The sequence below is a fragment of the Pseudomonas inefficax genome, assembly GCF_032164165.1.
GTDB lineage: Bacteria > Pseudomonadota > Gammaproteobacteria > Pseudomonadales > Pseudomonadaceae > Aquipseudomonas > Aquipseudomonas inefficax.
The window spans coordinates 967,152-980,907 of sequence record NZ_CP134401.1 but is presented as its reverse complement, the minus strand read 5'-3'; the positions used below and the strand labels follow the sequence as shown (position 1 = coordinate 980,907).

The window sequence follows — 13,756 nt, the reverse complement described above, 5'->3', positions numbered from 1 at the left end:
TGTGAAGCCTGCGGTCAGTCGATGCGTTTGGCCGACTTGATGTAGACCGGGTCGGCCGGTACATCACGCATGCCTTTCTTGATGGTGGTCGGCGAATTGACGATCTGGTCGACCACTTCCATACCTTTGGTCACTTTGCCGAACACGGCGTAGCCGGCGTCGCGGCCCGGGTTGAGGAAATCATTGTCGGCGACGTTGATGAAGAACTGGCTGGTGGCCGAGTTCGGGTTGGAGGTGCGCGCCATCGACAGTGTGCCGCGGGTGTTCTGCAAGCCGTTGCTGGCTTCGTTGCGAATCGGGTCCTTGGTGTCTTTTTGCACCATCTGGTCAGTGAAGCCCCCGCCCTGGACCATGAACCCCGGGATTACCCGATGGAAGATGGTGTTGTTGTAGAAGCCACTGTCGACGTACTCGAGGAAGTTCTTGGTACTTACCGGTGCCTTCTCGGCATTCAGTTCGATTTCTACCTGGCCGAAGCTGGTGTCCAGCAGTACGTGCGGGGTCTTGTCGGAGGCCATGACGCTGGTGGCGAAGGCGACCGAGCAGGCGGTGAGCAGGAGTTTTTTCAGCATGGGCTCAAAGATCCTTGAGAGGTGGAAGCGGCTGCAAGGAACTGCAGCAGGGTCTGGTTGAAGACCTCGGGTTGGTCGAGGGGTGTAGCGTGCCGGGAATCGTCGATGACCACCAGCCTGGCGTGGGGCATCAGGGCGACGTAGCGTTCTTTCAGTTGTATCGGGGTGTAATCGTGGTCGGCGGCGATGACCAGGGTAGGACAGTGGATCTGCCCGATGCGTTCCTGCACGCCCCAGTCGACGATGGCGTCGAAACTCTTGAGGTAGGCGCGCTTGTCATTGCGCGCCCAGCGCTGGGCCATCTTCTCTCGCAGCTCGGCCTGCCCGGGCTTGGGGAACAGGCGTTCGGCCAGGCCCTTGCCGACGGTTTCGACACTGAGGAGGCGCGCCAGGCTCCAGCGTTTCAGCCACCAGAGCCAGTCACTGCGGGTGCGGCGCTTTACCTCGGGGGCGCTGTTGACGATGCACAGGCTGCGCAGCCATTGCGGGTGGTCGACGGCAAACTGGAAACCGACCATGCCGCCCATGGACAGGCCGACGAAGTGCACCGGGCCGGTGTGCAGGTGTTCGAGCAGGGCCAGCAGGTCGGCACTGAAGGTGGCGATCTGGTAACCGTCGTGGGGCTTGTCTGAGCGGCCGTGGCCGCGGATGTCCATCACGATCACCCGGTAGTGCTGGCTCAGCAGCGGCACCTGCATTTCCCAGTCCTGGCAGCTGGAACCCAGGCCATGCAGCAATACCAGGGGTTCGCCCTGGCCATATTCCGCGTAATGCAGTGCGCATCCTTCGTGTTCGAAATAGGCCATGGGCGCGGTCCTCTCAAGCTTGTGGGGGGGCTGCGAAGGGCACGTCCAGCGGCGCGGTATCGAAATTGCGCAGCAGGTCGATGAGAATCTGCGTGGCCGGGCCCAAGGTCTTCTCTTTGCTCGAGTAAAGGTAGAACAGTGGGTGGCGGCTGCCACCCTGATCCAGCGGCAACGGCTTGAGCACGCCTTCGCGCAGCTCGCGCTCGATCATGTGCCGGGGCAGCCAGGCAAAGCCCAGGCCACTGCTGACGAAGGTAGCGGCGGTGCCCAGGCTGCCGACGGTCCAGCGTTGCTCGGCGCCCAGCCAGCCGACATCGCGTGGCTGGGCGCGGCCGGAGTCGCGGATCACCACCTGCAACTGGCTTTCCAGGTCCTGAAAGGTCAGTTCACGGCCCAGGCGGTGCAGGCTGTGTTCGGGGTGGGCGACGGCGACGAACTCCACCGCGCTCAGTTCGGCGCCCAGGTAGCCGCCGATGCTGTAGCTGCTGATGGCGAGGTCGGCGATGCCTTCGTGCATCACTTCCTCGACGCCAGAAAGCACTTCTTCACGCAGGCGCACCCGGCAGCCGCGGCTCTGCGGCATGAATGCGGCCAGGGCACGTACCAGGCGGGCACTGGGGTAGGCGGCATCGACCACCAGGCGTACCTCGGCCTCCCAGCCTTGTTCCATGTGGTGGGCAAGGTCTTCTAGCTGGCTGGCCTGTTTGACCAGGTGGCGTGAACGGCGCAGCAGGACATTGCCGGCCTCGGTGAGCACTGCCTTGCGACCGTCGATGCGTAGCAGCGGCACGCCCAGTTGCTCCTGCATGCGGGCCACGGTGTAGCTGACCGATGACTGCGAGCGGTGCAATGCCTCGGCGGCCTGGGCAAACCCGCCATGATCGACCACTGCCTGCAGGGTTCGCCACTGGTCAAGGGTTACGCGCGGCGCTTTCATCTTTCGCTCCTGTTGTCCTAAGCTGCGCTCTTTCAAGGAGAGCGGCCCATGAAGAAATGTTGTGCGGCAATACTGATGTGCCTGCCCCTCGGGGCCATGGCTTATCCCATCGATGTGGAGAAGGACCTGACCGGGGTAAAGCTCGACTACACCGCCTATGACACGGCCTATGACATTGGCGCGATCACCCTCAACAACTATGGGCAGGTACCGGCGGCGTGCAAGGTAACCTTTCGCAACGGCCCAGAGGCACCACGGGTGCGCCGGGTGAACGTACCGGCCGGTAAAAGCGTCGATGTCACTGCCAAGTTCAATCGGCAGATCATCAAACTACGGATCGCCTTGAACTGCAGTGCAGAATAAACTGATAAATCGATAGATTGAACCCATTTTTTACGCTTTTTTATCGATAGGTCAAGCCGTAATCTCACCTCCATCGAATCGCAACCCTTTTTGCCGATGGAGGCACCCCATGTCCCGCGTACTGATCATCGAAAGCAGCGCCCGCCAGCAGGATTCCGTTTCCCGTCAGCTGACCCGTGATTTCATCCAGCAGTGGCAGGCCGCCCATCCGGCCGATCAGATCAGTGTGCGCGACCTGGCTGTCAATCCGGTGCCGCACCTGGACGCCAACCTGCTGGGTGGCTGGATGAAGCCCGAAGATCAGCGCAGCGCCGCCGAACTGGACGCCTTGGCCCGCTCCAACGAACTGACCGATGAACTGCTCGCTGCCGACGTGCTGGTGATGGCTGCGCCGATGTACAACTTCACCATCCCCAGCACCCTCAAGGCCTGGCTGGACCACGTGCTGCGTGCCGGCATCACCTTCAAGTACACCCCGACCGGCCCGCAGGGCTTGCTGACCGGCAAGCGCGCCATCGTCCTGACTGCCCGTGGCGGCATCCACGCCGGCGCCACCAGCGACCACCAGGAACCGTATCTGCGCCAGGTAATGGCCTTCATCGGTATTCACGATGTCGACTTCATCCATGCCGAAGGCCTGAACATGAGCCCTGACTTCCACGAGAAGGGCGTCAACCAGGCCAAGGCCAAGCTGGCGGCGGTGGCCTGAGGCTTGGCGAATTCCCAACCCTGACACCTGTTGTTGCTCCTTTGGGTGTACCTGCCCGGCCTGCATGGCCGGGCTTTTTTATGCCAGAAATTCATGGGTGCCTGTGCCGGCCTATTCGCGGGTAAACCCGCTCCCACAGGAATAACACGGCACCTGAGGCCTGTGGTGTCCCTGTGGGAGCGGGTTTACCCGCGAATAGGCCGGCACTGCCCTTACATTCCCCATGGTTGAACTGATTCCCCGCAACCCGCTAAGGTCGCGGCCTTGATCCACGAGAGGCAACCATGGGCTACCTGATAATCGTCGCGCTGATCCAGGCGTTTTCCTTCAGCCTGATCGGCGAGTACCTGGCCGGGCACGTCGACAGCTATTTCGCCGTGCTCGCGCGCGTGATGCTGGCGGGCCTGGTGTTCCTGCCGCTGACCCGCTGGCGCCAGGTCGAGCCGCGTTTCATGCGTTCGATGCTGCTGATCGGTGCGTTGCAGTACGGCATCACCTACGTCTGCCTGTACCTGAGCTTCCGCGTGCTCACCGTGCCGGAGGTGCTGCTGTTCACCATTCTCACGCCGCTGCACGTGACGCTGATCGAAGATGCCATGAACCGGCGCTTCAACCCGTGGGCGCTGCTGGCAGCGCTGGTGGCGGTGGCCGGCGCGGCGGTGATCCGCTTCGATACCATCAGCGGTGAGTTCTTCATCGGCTTCCTGCTGCTGCAACTGGCCAACTTCACCTACGCCGCCGGCCAGGTGCTGTACCGCCACCTGGTTGCACGCCACCCCAGCGACCTGCCGCACTACAAGCGCTTTGGCTACTTCTACCTGGGCGCGTTGATCGTGGTATTGCCGGCCTTCCTGCTGTTTGGCAACGCCCAGCACCTGCCGACCACCGATGTGCAGTGGCTGGTACTGCTGTTCCTGGGCCTGTGCCCGACGGCGCTGGGGCTGTACTGGTGGAACAAAGGCGCGTGCCTGGTATCCGGGGCCACGCTGGCGGTGATGAACAACCTGCATGTACCGGTGGGGCTGCTGTTGAACCTGCTGATCTGGAACCAGCATGAGCCATTGGGCCGGCTGCTCCTCGGCGGGGCGGTGATCCTGGCCTCGGTGTGGATGAGCCGCCTGGGCGGCCTGACGTTATCGGGCAAGGCATGGCGCAGCTAGCTATGACACGTTCGTTACTGGGCCCGTAACCCGTCGGTGACTACCCGATAATCAAAAAAATAAAAATCGGAGTCCGGCGTGAAGCTAGAAACGCGAAGTATCGAATTTGTCCCACACGCTGAGCGTTATGGTACGCCCAAACGATTGTTCACCATCTGGTTCAGCTCCAATTTCCAGATAACCGCCCTGATGGTCGGCACCCTGGGCGTGGCGTCCGGGCTGAGCCTGGGCTGGACCTTGTTGGCCCTGTTGGTCGGCAACCTGATCGGCACCGTGTTCATGGCCGCGCACTCTGCCCAAGGGCCGCACCTGGGCGTGCCACAGATGATCCAGAGCCGGGCGCAGTTCGGTGTCCATGGTGCGGCGCTCCCTCTGCTGGTGATGGTCACGGCCGCAGTCCTGTTCCTCGCCGCCAGCGGCGTGCTGATGCGCAATGCCCTGCAGGCGCTGGTGCCCATGAGCGATGACCAGGCGATCGTGGTGGTCGGTTTGCTGACTTTTGTCATCGGCTTTGTCGGCTACGAGCTGATCCACCGCCTGGGCGCGTGGATGAGCCTGTTGTCCACGCTGGTTTTTGCCGGCGCCCTGGTGCTGATCCTGCTGCACCCCGGCGACATGGCAACCACAACGGCGGTGAGTACCGGCTTCTCGTTCACCGCCTTCAACCTGATCGTGGCCCAGTCGGCCTCCTGGACGCTGGGGTATGGCCCGTATGTGGCCGACTACTCGCGCTATCTCCCCGCCAACGTCAACCCGCGCGCCACGTTCTGGGCCACCTATTGCGGTTGTGCGCTGGGCTCCTTCGCCATGATGGCGCTCGGTGCGCTGGTGGCTGTGGAACTGCCCTCGGCACTGGGACATGACCCGGCCACAGCCATTGCTGCGCTGTTTGGCCCATGGGCGCCGTTGGCGCTGGCAGTTATCGCGCTGGGGGTGATCCAGTACAACGTCCTGTGCCTGTACAGCGCCTACATGTCATCGGTCACGATCTTTGGCGCCTTCAAGACCATCCGGCGCGTGACCGCGACGGCCAAGGCCCTGGTAATGGCTGGGCTGACCGCAGCGGCAACGGTGATCGCCATCGCCACCCAGTACAATTTCGATACGTTCTTTGCCGACATCCTGATCGGCCAGCTGTACCTGCTGATTCCATGGAGCGCGATCAACCTGGTGGATTACTACTGGGTATGCCGAGGGCACTATGATGTGGGGGCGCTGTATGACGCCAAGGGGCGTTATGGTTGCTTCAATCGTCGAAGCCTGGCGGTGTACGCCGTGTCGATCATCGGTACCATCCCGTTCATGAAGCTGTCGTTCTACACGGGCTTCGTGGCCGAGTGGCTGGGGGCGGATATCAGCTGGGCGATGGGGTTGATCCTGGCCGGTGCGCTGTATTGCATGGTCCATGGACGCGAGAGCAACCGCCTTTCGACAACCATGAATGCGCACCCCTGACTCGGCCCTGACACGGAAAGGGGCCGCTTTGCGGCCCATCGCAGGCAAGCCAGCTCTCACAGGCACCGCGCAAAATTCGAGACGTGTGCAGTACCTGTGGGAGCTGGCTTGCCGGCGATGGGCTGCGAAGCAGCCCCGGCAATATCAAGCCTCGCCCATTTCTTCCAGCCGACGCGGCACAGGCTCTTGCGATACACGCCCGCTCAACCCCACCCGCATGTCATTACCACTCGGCTGTTGATACAGGCTCAAGCCAAACTCCGGCAACACCGCCAGCAGATAATCGAAGATATCCCCCTGAATCCGCTCGTAATCCGCCCACACCGTAGTGGTGGTAAAGCAATAGATCTCCAGCGGCACGCCCTCGGCGGTGGTCTGCATCTGCCGCACCATGCAGGTCATGTTCGGGTGCACGTTGGGGTGGTTCTTCAGGTAGGCCAGGGCGAACGCGCGGAACGTGCCGATGTTGGTCAGCTTGCGGCGGTTGGCCGACAGCTCGGCCACTGGCCCCATGGCCTCGTTCCAGCGCTGCAGCTCCTGACGCTTGCCGGCCAGGTAGTCGGCTAGCAGGTGCACCTGGCTCAGGCGCTGTTCTTCCTCGCGCGTCAGGAATCGCACGCCGGCCGCGTCGATGAACAGGCTGCGCTTGATGCGCCGGCCACCGGACTGCTGCATGCCGCGATAGTTGCGGAACGACTCGCTCATCAGGCGCCAGGTGGGGATGGAGACGATGGTCTTGTCGAAATTCTGCACCTTCACCGTGTGCAGGGTGATGTCCACCACGTCGCCATCGGCGCCGACCTGGGGCATCTCGATCCAGTCGCCCACGTGCAGCATGTCGTTGCTGGTCAGCTGCACGCTGGCGACGAACGACAGCAGGGTGTCCTTGTACACCAACAGCAGCACCGCCGACATGGCGCCCAGACCGGACAGCAGCAACAATGGCGAGCGGTCGATCAGGGTGGCGACGATGACGATGGAGGCGAAGATCCACAGCATCATCTTGGCCAGCTGCACGTAGCCCTTGATCGAGCGGGTGCGGGCGTGTTCGGTGCGGGCATAGATGTCGAGCAGGGCATCCAGCAGGCACGACAGCGCCATGGTCATGAACAGCAGGGTAAAGGCCAGGGCGACATTGCCGAGGAAGTGCTGGGCGGTGTCGGACAGCTCGGGCACCAGTTTCAGGCCGAACTGCAGCACAAGTGACGGCGTGGTCTGCGCCAGGCGGTGGAACACCTTGTTGTTGCGCAGGTCGTCCAGCCACTTCAGCGCTGGCTGGCGGGCCAGCAGGCGGGCGCCATGCAGCACCAGGAAGCGCGCCAGGCGGCCGATGACCAGGGAAACAAGCAGCAGCACCGCCAGGCCGATGGCCGCGTGCAGCATCGGATGTTGGTCAAGGGTGCCCCACAGGTCGAGGGAGTCACGCCAGATTCGTTGAATATCCATGGGCTTGCTTACAGTCTTGTTGCCAAACGAGGCGCCATTAGAGCGCGGATGGCGACAAAGTTGCCAAAAGAAATTCGGCTAAGGCGGCAGAAAACGTTACCCTATGCAACTGAATTTCCCGCACTTGCCTGAGGTTACCTCCGTGTTCTCCCAATTCGCCCTGCACGAACGCCTGCTTAAAGCCGTGGCCGAGCTTAACTTTGTCGAGCCTACCCCGGTGCAGGCTGCGGCCATCCCCCTGGCCCTGCAAGGGCGTGACCTGCGCGTGACCGCACAGACCGGCAGCGGCAAGACCGCGGCCTTCGTGCTGCCGCTGCTCAATCGCCTGGTCGACCTGCGCGAGCGCCGCGTCGAGATCCGCGCGCTGATCCTGCTGCCGACCCGTGAGCTGGCCCAGCAGACCCTCAAGCAGGTGCAGCTGTTTTCGCAGTTCACCTACATCAAGTCGGGCCTGGTCACCGGTGGTGAAGACTTCAAGGAACAGGCAGCCATGCTGCGCAAGGTGCCGGATGTGCTGATCGGCACCCCGGGCCGCCTGCTCGAGCAGCTCAATGCCGGCAACCTCGACCTGTCCCACGTGCAGGTGCTGATCCTCGACGAAGCCGACCGCATGCTCGACATGGGCTTCGCCGAAGACATGGAGCGCCTGTGCAAGGAGTGCGAGAACCGCCAGCAGACTCTGCTGTTCTCCGCCACCACTGGTGGTGCGGTCTTGCGCGACATGATCGGCAAGGTGCTGAAAGACCCTGAGCACCTGATGCTCAACAGCGTTTCGCAGCTGGCAGAAGGCACCCGCCAACAGATCATCACCGCCGACCACGACCAGCACAAAGAGCAGATCGTGCAGTGGCTGCTGGCCAACGAAACCTTCGACAAGGCGATCATCTTCACCAACACCCGCGCTCTGGCCGACCGCATCTACGGCCACCTGGTGGCCAAGGATGTGAAGGCCTTCGTACTGCACGGCGAGAAGGACCAGAAGGACCGCAAGCTGGCCCTGGAACGCTTCAAGCAGGGTAGCTCCAAGGTGCTGGTGGCGACCGACGTCGCGGCCCGTGGCCTGGACATCGACGGCCTGGACCTGGTGATCAACTTCGACATGCCCCGCAGCGGTGACGAGTACGTGCACCGCGTGGGCCGTACCGGCCGTGCCGGTGGCGAAGGCCTGGCGATCTCGCTGATCACTCACAACGACTGGAACCTGATGTCGAGCATCGAGCGCTACCTGAAGCAGCAGTTCGAGCGCCGGGTGATCAAGGAAGTGAAGGGCACCTACAACGGGCCGAAGAAGGTCAAGGCCTCGGGCAAGGCGGCTGGCAGCAAGAAGAAAAAGGTCGAGAAGAAGACCGGTGACAAGAAGGCAGCCGCCAAGCGCAAGCCAACTGCCAAGCCAAAGGCCAACGCACCGCTGGCCAGCGCTGACGGCCTGGCGCCGCTGAAGAAGCGCAAGCCTGCGGCTGAGTAACGCTCGCTAACGGTGTTGGCTGCTTCGCGGGTGAACCCGCTCCCACAGTGACCCTACAGGCTTCCAGGCCTGTGCAATCCCTGTGGGAGCGGGTTTACCCGCGAAGGGGCCAGCACAGGCGACCACTATTCAGCCTTTTTCTCCGCCCCTTTCAATTCCTTGATCCGCGTGTCGATCAGCTGACACTTGTCGGGCAAATCCTTGCTCGCCGTCCCAAGCTCCATCCCTTGAAGCTCGTCATTGATCTCCTTGGCCTTCTGCGGGTTCTGTTCGGTCAACCGGGTGACCAAACCGGCCAGCTCTTCGCGTTTCTGCGTCGCTTCTTCCGGTGTGCAGGCCCAGGCGGGCAGGGCGCAGAACAAGGCAGTGGCGCAGGCAATGGGCAGTAGCAGTTTCATCCTTCCTACCTCCGGCGGTGGTGATGCCCGGTGGAGGCATGCGCCTGGCCGTTAGTTCAGCGCCTTCGACCGATGGGCCTTGCTAGCCGGTTGGCTAGGCCGTTTCCGCTCTAGGCTGTAATCCATTTCCCCAAGCCTCCTGCGGCTATTGAAGGTCGTGCGATCGCCCCCTAGCCTTGGCCTGGATCAGGAGGTATCGTATGTACAGATGTAAATACGGAGCGTCCCAAGGCAGGGTGATGTCATTCGCATCATTTCTGCACGCAAAGCCACCAGATGGGAGGCCAAACATTATGACCAAAGCATCGAAAACTGACTGGAGCCGCCTGGCTCGACAGGACGACCAGGCTATCGATACCTCGGATATTCCTGAACTGGATGAAAATTTCTTCCGCGAGGCCGAGCTGCGAGTTCCAGCCAAGCAGACGGTGACCATTCGCCTGGATTCCGATGTGCTCGCCTGGTTCAAAGAGCAGGGTAGCGGCTACCAGACCCGGATCAATCAGTTGCTGCGCCAGTACATGCAAGCGCAACAACGCCAGCGCTGAGATATTTCGGAACGCCGGGCAACCTCGACAGGTCCCAACCTGTGTACCCCTTCCGTCCACAGCAGGAGCCCGTAGCCATGAGCATCGCCTACGACTGGGACCTGATCGAGCGTTTGCTGCACGAGGTGCAGAACGGCGCCGGTCACAGCTTCACGCCACGCCCCTATGCCGAGCAGCACGCTGCGGCACTGGCCGCCAAAGGTGAGCCGGTGGGCGACCTGGACCACCTGAAAACCCGCGCCTGCGAGTATGAAAGGCTGTTGTTCGAGCGTGGTTTCATCGAAACCCGGCCCGAAGAGGATGGCGGCAATGGCGAGAACTTCGTGTTGACCGAGCGTGGTTCGCGGCTGATGAGCCTGATCGACAGCAGCATCCCGGGCTTCGAGCACCCGCGCCAGGTGCTGGACGAGCAGGAAGATGCGCTGGACGAAACCACCTTCGAGCAGGTGTCGGCGAAGGCACAGATCGCCTGAGGTCGTTTTGAGGGTGGCAAGGGCGGCCATGGAAACCCGATAATCGGTAGTTCATGAACACTGCCGAGACCTCGCCCATGCCAATGACCACCGTCGAGGCCCGCCTATGAGCGCGGTCCGCAAGAACCCTGATGCCTTTGCCTTCCAGGTGATGCTGGGGCTGTGCCTGATCTGGGGTTGCCAGCAGGTTTTGATCAAGACTGCCGCCATCGATATCGCGCCGGTGATGCAGGCGGCGTTGCGCAACGGCATCGCCGCCGTGCTGGTGGGCCTGATGCTGTGCTGGCGCGGGGGTTGGAACCAGGTCGGCAGCACCTGGCGTGCCGGGGTGGTGGCGGGCGGGCTGTTCGGCCTGGAGTTCCTGTTCATTGCAGAGGGGCTGAAGCTGACCTCGGCGGCGCACATGTCGGTGTTCCTCTATACCGCGCCGGTTTTTACCGCGTTGGGCCTGCATTTCAGGTTGCCCAGCGAACGCCTGCGGCTGCTGCAGTGGCTGGGGATCCTGCTGGCGTTCGGCGGCATTGCCATGGCATTTGCCGGCGGTATGTCGTTCGAGCACATGGATGGCCGCACCCTGTTGGGCGATGCCTTTGGCGTGATCGCCGGGCTGGCCTGGGGGGCGACCACAGTGGTGGTGCGCTGCTCGCGGCTGTCGGAGGCGCCGGCGACCCTGACCCTGTTCTATCAGCTGGCGGTGGGCTTTGCCGGGCTGCTGCTGATTGCCTTGCTCAGCGGGCAGATCGGCGCGGTGGCGCTGACGCCGCTGGCGATGGGCAGTGTGCTGTTCCAGGGGATTGTGGTGTCGTTCATCAGCTACCTGACCTGGTTCTGGTTGCTGCGAAAGTACCTGGCGTCGAACCTTGCGGTGTTTTCGTTCATCACCCCGCTGTTCGGGGTGACCTTTGGCGTGTTGCTGCTGGATGAGCCGCTGAGCCTGAACTTTGTGGTTGGCGCGTTGATGGTGCTGCTGGGGGTGGTTCTGGTGAGTGCCGAGCCTTGGGTGAAGCAGCAATTGCGTAAGTTTGTGGGGTAAGGGCTGGCCTGTGCCGGCCTCTTCGCGGGTGAACCCGCTCCCACAAGTTACTGCACAATATTCGAGACCTGTGACATACCCTGTGGGAGCGGGCAAGCCCGCGAAGAGGCCAGATCAGGCAATCTCAATTCAGGATGCGGCCTTGGCCTGACAGGCGCTGCCCTGCTGTACCGAGCTGGCAAACAAGACCAACCCCCCAGCCACCACCAACCCACCCGCCGCCACCATCAGCGCAGGCTGCAGCCCGCCGCTGTAATGGCTGCTGACCGCCGCCAACAATGGCCCGCTCAATTGCCCCAGGGCAAAGCAGGCCGTCAGCAGCCCGGCATTGCGCTGGGTGGCATGCGGCGCGAGCTCCCGCGAACGTTGCATCACCAGCTGCATGCAGGCCAGGAACGGCCCGCCACACAGCACCACGCCCAACGCCAGGCCGACACCCCCGCCCATCAGGCAGGCCAGTACACCCAGCCCCTGCAGCCACAGGGTGGCGGTGAGCCAGATCGAGGTACGGCCGCCGCGCCGCATGCTCACCACCAGCACCCCCAGCGCCGCCGCCAGGCCGAACGCAGGCCAGAACAGGTCGGCAAGCCACTGCCCACGAAACTGCTGGTTGGCCATCTGCGACAGGAAGGTGGCCGGCAGGATGTAGCCCACGCCATACAGCGCATACACCAGCCCCAGGCGGCCGATGCCGACACTGCCCGTCGGGCCCTGGCGTGCAGCCGACGGCACCGGCGCCGCTTGCAGCGCCCCGGGCAGCCAAGGCCGGACCGCCAGCAGCATCACCAGCGCGGCCACGGCATAGATCAGCCACAGTGCTGCCGAGCCCAACCCCCATAAGTGCGCCACCAGTGCCAGCAAACCGGTCAGCGCAATGCCCAGGCCAGGCCCTGCGAACACCAGGGCACCCAGGCGCTGGCGGTTGTTGGCATTGGCTACCTGCTGGCTGAGGCTGGTGATCATCACCAGCACCCAGGCACTGGCTACACCGGTGCCGAAGCGCAGCAGCAGGTGGCTCCAGAATCCGTCGGCGGCCCATGAGACCAAGGTCAGCAGCACGCACAGCCACAGCCCGCCGTGCAGGCGCAGGCGCACCTGGCCCGGCGAGCGGGCGAACATGGCATCGACCGCGCCGATGAAGTAACCCAGGTAGTTGGCCGCTGCGACCAGCCCGGCGACTGTCAGGTCGAGCTGGCCTTCGGCAATCAGTTGCGGCAGCTGCGGAGTCAGGGCGAAACGGCCGATGCCCATGGCCATCATCAGCGCCACGGCGCTGGCCAGCAGTTGAATGAGTGGCGACATGACAAGTCTCCTGCAGGGATGTAAGCGATGGCTGGCAGGTTAGGGCGGTTTCTTTTTCAATAAAATTGAATAATGATGATCAAGTTGTTCTGTTTTGGAGAATGCCGTGGAGTTCAGCCAACTGCGTATCTTCCAGGCCGTGGCCGAGGAAGGTTCGGTCACCCGTGCCGCAGAGCGCCTGCATCGGGTGCCGTCGAACCTGTCGACGCGCTTGCGCCAGCTCGAGGAACAGCTGGGTGTCGAGCTGTTCCTGCGCGAGCGCCAGCGTCTGCAGCTGTCGCCGGCGGGCAAGGTGCTGCTGGACTATGCCAACCGCATGTCTGCCTTGCGCGACGAGGCACTGGCCGCCGTGCGCGGTGGCCAACCGGCCGGGGACTTCGTGCTGGGGACCATGTACAGCACCGCGGCGACCCATTTGCCGAGGTTGCTGGCGCGCTATCACCAGGCCTACCCGGCGGTTAACCTGCAGGTGCGTGCGGCGCCCAGTGGCGAGCTGCTGGAAGGCCTGCTCAACCACACTTTGGACGCGGCCTTGGTGGACGGGCCGCCGAGCCTGTCCGGGCTGGATGGTGTGCCGCTGTGCGATGAGCAACTGGTGCTGATTACCAGCCCCGAGCACCCGGCGGTGCACACTGCCAAGGACGTGGCGGGCAAGGCGGTGTTCACTTTCCGCCAGGGCTGCTCGTACCGCATGCGCCTGGAGGCCTGGTATGCCCATGCCCATACGCCCATGGGCCGGGTGATGGAGATCGAGTCGTACCAGAGCATGCTGGCCTGCGTGATCGCCGGCGCGGGCGTGGCAATGATGGCCAGGTCGATGCTCGACAGCCTGCCCGGGCGCGATCAGGTAAGGGTCCATCCGTTGCAGGCGCCATTCGATCAGGCGGTCACCTGGTTGATGTGGCGCCAGGGCATGCGTGGGGCGAATTTGCAGGCCTGGATCGACCTGCAACAAAGCGAAACGATTAACCAGTCGTCGGAATGCGCCGGTACGGCTTGATCCGTATCAAAATGGCCCTTATCTGTAGCTGTAGAGGCATGCGTAATACAGGACATAGGGCTATGATCTGTATGAAACATCGCAGGATT

At 62.9% G+C, this 13,756-nt stretch carries 15 protein-coding genes and 1 pseudogene; 10 read left to right on the top strand and 6 right to left on the bottom strand.

The features are described from left to right. Positions 1-14 precede the first annotated feature (14 nt). Genes RIN61_RS04435 through RIN61_RS04425 form a run of 3 tightly spaced genes read right to left on the bottom strand, consistent with a single transcriptional unit; the run spans position 15 to position 2,315 of the window. Entirely contained in the window at positions 15-572 is a 558-nt protein-coding gene (locus RIN61_RS04435) for a peptidylprolyl isomerase (protein WP_112253202.1), read from the bottom strand. Next, positions 566-1,378, bottom strand: a complete 813-nt coding sequence (locus RIN61_RS04430) for an alpha/beta fold hydrolase (RefSeq protein WP_207876892.1) — start codon at positions 1,376-1,378, stop codon at positions 566-568. Before RIN61_RS04430 ends, RIN61_RS04435 begins: the two co-directional genes overlap by 7 nt. Before the next feature lie 13 nt (positions 1,379-1,391). Next, the gene (locus tag RIN61_RS04425; RefSeq protein WP_012273620.1) at positions 1,392-2,315 is read right to left on the bottom strand and encodes a LysR family transcriptional regulator; all 924 of its coding nucleotides are present in this window, start codon (positions 2,313-2,315) and stop codon (positions 1,392-1,394) included. Between the two features lie 48 nt (positions 2,316-2,363). On the opposite strand from RIN61_RS04425, the gene RIN61_RS04420 reads away from it, so the two are divergent. The 4 genes from RIN61_RS04420 (at position 2,364) to RIN61_RS04405 (ending at position 6,002) form a co-directional block, all read left to right on the top strand. Beyond that, positions 2,364-2,678: a 3-phosphoglycerate kinase gene (locus tag RIN61_RS04420; protein WP_207876890.1), complete on the top strand. Its 315-nt coding sequence runs from the start codon at positions 2,364-2,366 to the stop codon at positions 2,676-2,678. A 109-nt stretch (positions 2,679-2,787) separates the two neighbouring features. Further along, positions 2,788-3,387, top strand: coding sequence for an FMN-dependent NADH-azoreductase (locus RIN61_RS04415; protein WP_112253200.1), 600 nt, complete (start codon positions 2,788-2,790; stop codon positions 3,385-3,387). 284 nt (positions 3,388-3,671) lie between these two features. Continuing rightward, positions 3,672-4,547, top strand: coding sequence for a carboxylate/amino acid/amine transporter (locus RIN61_RS04410; protein WP_313855938.1), 876 nt, complete (start codon positions 3,672-3,674; stop codon positions 4,545-4,547). Positions 4,548-4,625: 78 nt separating this feature from the next. After that, the gene (locus RIN61_RS04405; protein WP_207876888.1) at positions 4,626-6,002 is read left to right on the top strand and encodes a purine-cytosine permease family protein; all 1,377 of its coding nucleotides are present in this window, start codon (positions 4,626-4,628) and stop codon (positions 6,000-6,002) included. Between the two features lie 144 nt (positions 6,003-6,146). On the opposite strand, the gene RIN61_RS04400 is transcribed toward RIN61_RS04405, so the two are convergent. Then, positions 6,147-7,448, bottom strand: coding sequence for a mechanosensitive ion channel family protein (locus tag RIN61_RS04400; RefSeq protein ID WP_112253197.1), 1,302 nt, complete (start codon positions 7,446-7,448; stop codon positions 6,147-6,149). 103 nt (positions 7,449-7,551) lie between these two features. Here RIN61_RS04400 and RIN61_RS04395 point away from each other — a divergent pair, with 103 nt between their 5' ends. Further along, the gene (locus RIN61_RS04395) at positions 7,552-8,913 is read left to right on the top strand and encodes a DEAD/DEAH box helicase (RefSeq protein WP_112253196.1); all 1,362 of its coding nucleotides are present in this window, start codon (positions 7,552-7,554) and stop codon (positions 8,911-8,913) included. Between the two features lie 125 nt (positions 8,914-9,038). Here RIN61_RS04395 and RIN61_RS04390 read toward each other — a convergent pair whose 3' ends face one another. Next, positions 9,039-9,311 (bottom strand): hypothetical protein, encoded by a 273-nt coding sequence (locus tag RIN61_RS04390; protein WP_112253195.1) that lies wholly within the window; start codon positions 9,309-9,311, stop codon positions 9,039-9,041. Between the two features lie 229 nt (positions 9,312-9,540). On the opposite strand from RIN61_RS04390, the pseudogene RIN61_RS04385 reads away from it, so the two are divergent. The 4 genes and pseudogenes from RIN61_RS04385 to RIN61_RS04370 form a co-directional block, all read left to right on the top strand. Beyond that, positions 9,541-9,627: pseudogene (locus RIN61_RS04385) on the top strand (BrnT family toxin); the annotation flags it as partial. After that, the gene (locus RIN61_RS04380; RefSeq protein WP_046614667.1) at positions 9,605-9,859 is read left to right on the top strand and encodes a BrnA antitoxin family protein; all 255 of its coding nucleotides are present in this window, start codon (positions 9,605-9,607) and stop codon (positions 9,857-9,859) included. The pseudogene RIN61_RS04385 and the gene RIN61_RS04380, both read left to right, overlap by 23 nt. Positions 9,860-9,936: 77 nt before the next feature. Next, entirely contained in the window at positions 9,937-10,332 is a 396-nt protein-coding gene (locus RIN61_RS04375) for a hypothetical protein (RefSeq protein ID WP_013973698.1), read from the top strand. A gap of 106 nt (positions 10,333-10,438) precedes the next feature. Beyond that, on the top strand, positions 10,439-11,365 hold the full coding sequence (locus tag RIN61_RS04370; protein WP_112253194.1) for a DMT family transporter: 927 nt from the start codon (positions 10,439-10,441) through the stop codon (positions 11,363-11,365). A gap of 129 nt (positions 11,366-11,494) precedes the next feature. On the opposite strand, the gene RIN61_RS04365 is transcribed toward RIN61_RS04370, so the two are convergent. Next, complete coding sequence (locus RIN61_RS04365) at positions 11,495-12,667, bottom strand: MFS transporter (protein WP_112253193.1); 1,173 nt, start codon at positions 12,665-12,667, stop codon at positions 11,495-11,497. A 106-nt stretch (positions 12,668-12,773) separates the two neighbouring features. Between RIN61_RS04365 and ptrR the strand changes: the two genes are divergently transcribed. Further along, entirely contained in the window at positions 12,774-13,667 is an 894-nt protein-coding gene (ptrR, locus tag RIN61_RS04360) for a putrescine utilization regulator PtrR (protein WP_112253192.1), read from the top strand. Positions 13,668-13,756 lie beyond the last annotated feature (89 nt).